The organism is Acidobacteriota bacterium, assembly GCA_016208495.1.
Classification (GTDB): domain Bacteria; phylum Acidobacteriota; class Blastocatellia; order Chloracidobacteriales; family Chloracidobacteriaceae; genus JACQXX01.
Map to the genome: position 1 here is coordinate 1 of JACQXX010000157.1, position 5,134 is coordinate 5,134.

General features: G+C 48.9%; 4 protein-coding genes. All 4 read right to left on the reverse strand.

Annotated elements, in window-relative coordinates:
- Window positions 1-238 precede the first annotated feature (238 nt).
- Complete coding sequence (locus tag HY774_28465) at window positions 239-1,639, reverse strand: RHS repeat-associated core domain-containing protein (protein ID MBI4752443.1); 1,401 nt, start codon at window positions 1,637-1,639, stop codon at window positions 239-241.
- Window positions 1,640-1,818: 179 nt separating this feature from the next.
- Window positions 1,819-2,424 carry a hypothetical protein gene (locus HY774_28470; GenBank protein ID MBI4752444.1) on the reverse strand — a complete coding sequence of 202 codons (606 nt, stop codon included), beginning with the start codon at window positions 2,422-2,424 and terminating at the stop codon, window positions 1,819-1,821.
- Between the two features lie 6 nt (window positions 2,425-2,430).
- Complete coding sequence (locus tag HY774_28475; protein MBI4752445.1) at window positions 2,431-3,591, reverse strand: RHS repeat-associated core domain-containing protein; 1,161 nt, start codon at window positions 3,589-3,591, stop codon at window positions 2,431-2,433.
- Between the two features lie 3 nt (window positions 3,592-3,594).
- On the reverse strand, window positions 3,595-5,134 hold a 1,540-nt coding region (locus HY774_28480; protein MBI4752446.1), incomplete at its 5' end, for a hypothetical protein.

Below are 5,134 nucleotides of genomic sequence, written 5' to 3' on the forward strand. Positions count from 1 at the left end.
TACACTTCTTTGGTTCGGTCATGGGTTTCCTCTCGGTTTTTCATATTTCCTTAGGAAACCCTATACCGTCTTTCTTTTTCAAGTCTCTTATCCCTGTTTTCTTTTCTTTCCAAAGATCCGTTCTGCGACACGCTCTAACTATTGATTCCAGGTTAAACATTTGAGATTGAGGCTCCAAAAGCAGTCAAATTCATCCAAAAAACCAGCCACCACGATTAAGTGTGGTGCTACCGAACACTCACTGTGTTGGTTTTGGTTGGATTTGTGTTTGGAGTTGGGTTGTTGTTGTTGGATTAACACTAACTCGAGGGCCAGAGTAATTCCTAAGGATGAGTTGATCTCCTACATTTGAAGCTCGCCCCGTAAGAGTGTTTTGCACTCCACTTCGTTGATTAAATGCTCCTTGGGCTATTCTTAATGCTAACAGCGCGTTACCTCCTGTTGCACGATAAACAACCGTAAACACGTGGCCAGCCTGCGCTAGTGCATTAGTCGATGTTACTCCATCATTGCCCCCATCATTGGCAATGACTTGGCGATCAGTAAATCGACCAGCTATCCGTTCAGCCGTATTGCATCCGAATAAAGCTATGTCCCCACATCCATTGGTTGGAATACCTCCAACAATTTGATCTTCTCTCCATAGAGTTGTTATTTCCATCCCGTCTCTCGTTCCTACCCAGCCATCTGATACTTTCATTCCATTGCCCACGTGTCTCCCCTCTATAAGTTCACCTCCAGCGTGTCCTATTATTAATGTTAAATTAGCAGATTCTGAGGAGTTTGTTATTTCATCTACCGTCGCTCCGAACTGAACATTAACAGTGAACTTAGCCGGATTAAGTCCTTGATTAAGATTTGTCCAGGAGGCATCTGGGAGTGCGTCTGGAGCAGGTTTGCCAGTATTCAATGTTGGGTGAAGCTCTTCTTGGGTAAAAGTGATAAAAACATTGATCACGTTTGATCCGCCACGCCCTCTTTCTTGTTTTCCATCAGGATCAATCAACCCAGTTGGGCAATTTAGAACATATGTGTACCGATTCCAGGTTTGGGGATCTTCGACTCGTCCGCTGCCGCTAAAAGGATCAGTCGTTAAAAAGCGTCCGAGTGAGTTTCCATAATACCTCGCTCCGAAGAAATCCAATCCGGTTTCCTGGTCGCGCTCCTTGCCGGAGAATTTGTGCCGCAACGAGTCCGTCCCGTAGCCCATTCCCGCCGAACGTCCACCCACCCCAACCGCGATGTCTTCTCCGAAAGGGAAGAAGTCCCTTCGGTTGACGACGATGCCATTCTGACTGGTGAGCACCCTCGGCGACCCAAGGTGGTCCGGCGTCAGGTAGTTCACTTCCGTCCCGGTGACTTCCGCCAGCATCCCCGTCGGCCCGTAAATATATTCCTTGCTCGGGGTTGACGGAGTTGCCGTCGCGCCTTCGTGTTCGGCGATGAGTTCGCCACCCATCCCATAGACGAATCTGGTGACCGCCGTGCCGACCGTCTTTTTGATTCTTCTTCCTTCGCCGTCGTAGCGGTAGTGGGTTGTGACGCCGTTGACCACCGCTTCCACCATCCGGTTTTCCGCGTCGTACTTGAATGTCTTTCCATTGTCAATGATCACGTTTCCGGCTGCATCATAGCTCATCCCGGCGTTTTCATTTACACGATTATTTCGTCCGTTGACCTGCAAGTCCTGCCGGTTCTCGGTTTCTCCAATTCGGGTGACTGCTGTTTTCCGATTCCCAAACCGGTCGTAGCTCCGGGTTTGCACTCACGAAACCTTGGACTCACAAAGAATGAAAAAACAAGAAAACAAGAATAGAGTTAACAATTAGAGAAAAAGTCGATGATTTTTAAAAATGAGTTTTTCTCTTTCTCAACACAACTGCTCTCAACAAACTCACAAGAGAATTTAGGAAGATCGAAATGAGTTGGAAGACTCAAGTTATATTCTTTAAGTATGAAGTCCAGATTATTGACTCCAATGGCGTAAGCCTTAGGTTGTTGTTTTACCGTTGACTTATACCAAAGAACATCATCAAGCTGGCTTGATAAAATGTAACCAACAGAATTGCACCATGTGCATTCAAGAAATCGAACATCACGAAAATCATTGCCCAGAAAATCCCTGTATGGGGCTTGATCTATAGGGGAAGCAAATTTATTTAATCGTATAGCATTAACATCTAAGTAGTTACAGAGTTCATCTGCAACCTCCCAGTATTCCTTTGGTATAAAGTAACTTATACCAACAAATATTTTCTCGGATGGATCAACTAATATTTCCGCCAGAGTTTCCCACGGAGGGAAAGTCGGTGGAGATGTAATCTTCTCATCCAATTTAAGAGATTGCTGCCAGGACAACTCAAAATTATTCAAGCAAAGTTTTGCTGGTGCATTGAGTGTGCAAATTAAAGATTTAATAGCCATAACTCCTTACTTAATCCTCACCACGCTTTTGACAATGGATTTTCCAGTTTTAGTATCTAGCCCACGCATCTCTGCCCAGCGCTTGAACGATACGGGTGGAGGCCCCGTAGGTTGTCTTAACCATCTTGCTCTTTCTTGATTAAATGCTCGTTGAGCATCTCTAAATTCTTGAGGCCCTTTATCCGTTATTGCCTGATTTTCAAAATATCTGGCACTTTGTTCTATCTCTATAGCTGTCAACAAGAAATGTGGAATGAGCCCTTTCAGTGCGTTTAGCGCATTTGGAGTTGGCTTGGGGAGCGGGTTAGATCCACCAAATTTAAAAATAATAGCAAGTCCAATCGTCGTGCCATATTCAGTTTCGTCTATAAGTCCAAGATCATACTGAGCACTTGCCGATATCACACCTGATTGATCAAGGATGTCAAGAAACATCAAATTGGCTTGGCCGATTTGTTTTGATGAGGTTACCGTCAGATCCGCAACCGAATATCCGACATTTGGCAATCGTTGATTTAAGGGGAGCCCGCCGTTTAAAGTTGGGTTGGCGACTTCGCGGTTGCCTGGTCGGTCAAAGTAATACCAAAGCAGCTCAGTTAGGGTATCAAATGCAGTTGTGAAATCTTCCACAATTGGGGGAACACTTGGTGGATCTTCATATGCGGGTGTCTGTTTGCCTGGAGGTTGATTTTGTAACCCAAGGGGATCCACAAAGTTAACAGGGTTATTGAGACAATAAGTAAATCGATTCCAGGTTTGAGGATTGATTGTTTTCCCACTTCCCCCAAAAGGATCCGTACTCTGAAACCGCCCCAGCGCATTGGTGTAGTACCGTGCTTGAGCAAAATCCAGTCCTGTTTCCTCATCTTTTTCATAACCAGTAAAGCGTTGACGAAGGCTGTCCGTCCCGTAGCCCATTCCCGCCGAACGTCCACCGACCCCAACCGCGATGTCTTCTCCGAAAGGGAAGAAGTCCCTTCGGTTGACGACGATGCCATTCTGACTGGTGAGCACCCTCGGCGACCCAAGGTGGTCCGGTGTCAGGAAGTTCACTTCGCCGCCAGTGACTTCCGCCAGCATCCCGGTTGGGCCGTAAACGTACTCTTTGGTTGGGGTTGCTGGTGAAGCTGTCAGTCCTTCGTGTTCGGCGTTGAGTTCGCCACCCATCCCCTAGACGAATCTGGTGACCGCCGTGCCGACCGTCTTTTTGATTCTTCTTCCTTCGCCGTCGTAGCGGTAGCTGGTTGTGACACCGTTGACCACCGCTTCCACCATCCGGTTTTCGGCGTCGTACTTGAAGCTTTTTCCATTGTCAAAGATCACATTCCCGGCTGCATCATAGCTCATCCCGGCGGTTTCATTCACCCGGTTGTTTCGGCCATTGACCACCAGGTCCTGCCGATTTTCGGTTTCTCCAATTCGAGTGACCGCCGTTTTCCGATTCCCGAACCGGTCGTAGCTCCAGGTTTGCGTCCACGAGAGCACTTCTTCAGAGGTCTGATTTGTCAACCCAGGACTTTGGGGAACTCCAAGCGATGAGAGATGTGGGACGAGGGATGAAAAAGCCGTCCCCTTGTTTCCTTGTTCCTTTTTCCCTTTCTCTGGGCTTTGGGTTTGCTGGATTGATTTTCCGCCACGCCAGGTCACGGATTTTTGGTAAGCCGTCGTTTTGCCAGGGGTTGCCCGGTTGCCCAGTGCCCGGCACGTGACTAACAGAACTTCTCCCTGGAATCCAAGGGTAACGAATGGTGTTGCTGGTGAGCACGCTGAACTTCCCGTGTACGTCAGTGACACCTGGCCACCTCCCATCACCACAAACCGACTCACGATGGTTTGACTGGCTGATGTTCCGGAAATATCAGTCTCACCATCCGTCGCTGTGACCTGCCCATTTTGGTCAAACGATGTTGTCACCGAGACCTCAACACTTCCACCTGGATAACTGACTGAACCGCTTGAGGTCGCTGTTACCGCTGACGGAAGTGTCTGCACTCCAACGCTTGTTGCCGCACTTAACGTCGCTTCCAGTTCGGCTTCGCCATCCACCTGCGTCAAATCCAGATCAATGACGACCTGTCCCGAGTAGGGCCGATCACCCCGCCACTCCAGGCTTGAGGCTCGGGTGGAACCTGCTCCGACATGACGTGGTTGAAATCTGATTGCTTTGTGTCCGATCCCACGGGCCAGATCGCCACCATACATATCGCCGGATTCCGCCGTTACCACTCCAGACATGGTACAGGAATCCGGAAGCTGGAACACCAGGCTATTACTGACTGCAACTCCATTCGTCACTGTGACTTGCCGGTCGCCATTGATGCCTGGGTCAAGACTGACCGTGGCCGTCACCGTCGTGGCGGTCGCCGATACATTACTCACCGTAATGCCTTCGGATGGTGCAAAATTCACCGCGCTCACGGTTTGGAGACTCGTTCCCGCAATTTCCAGGGTGAAGCTCGTTCCCTGGAAGGCGGAAGTGGGATTCAATGAGGTGATGGCCAAATCGAGTGCTGTGATGGTGAACAGCAGTTGGTTGGAGTCTCCGGCAGGGGTCGTGACCCAGACTTGTCGTTGACCGGGTTCAGCGTTCAATTGAATTTCAACCGTGGCCGTGACCTGGGTTGAAGTGCTCGACAGGTTGGAAATGTTGATCCCCTGTCCAGAATCAAAGGTCAGGTTAAAGGTGTCGGCCAGATTGGTGCCGTTGATA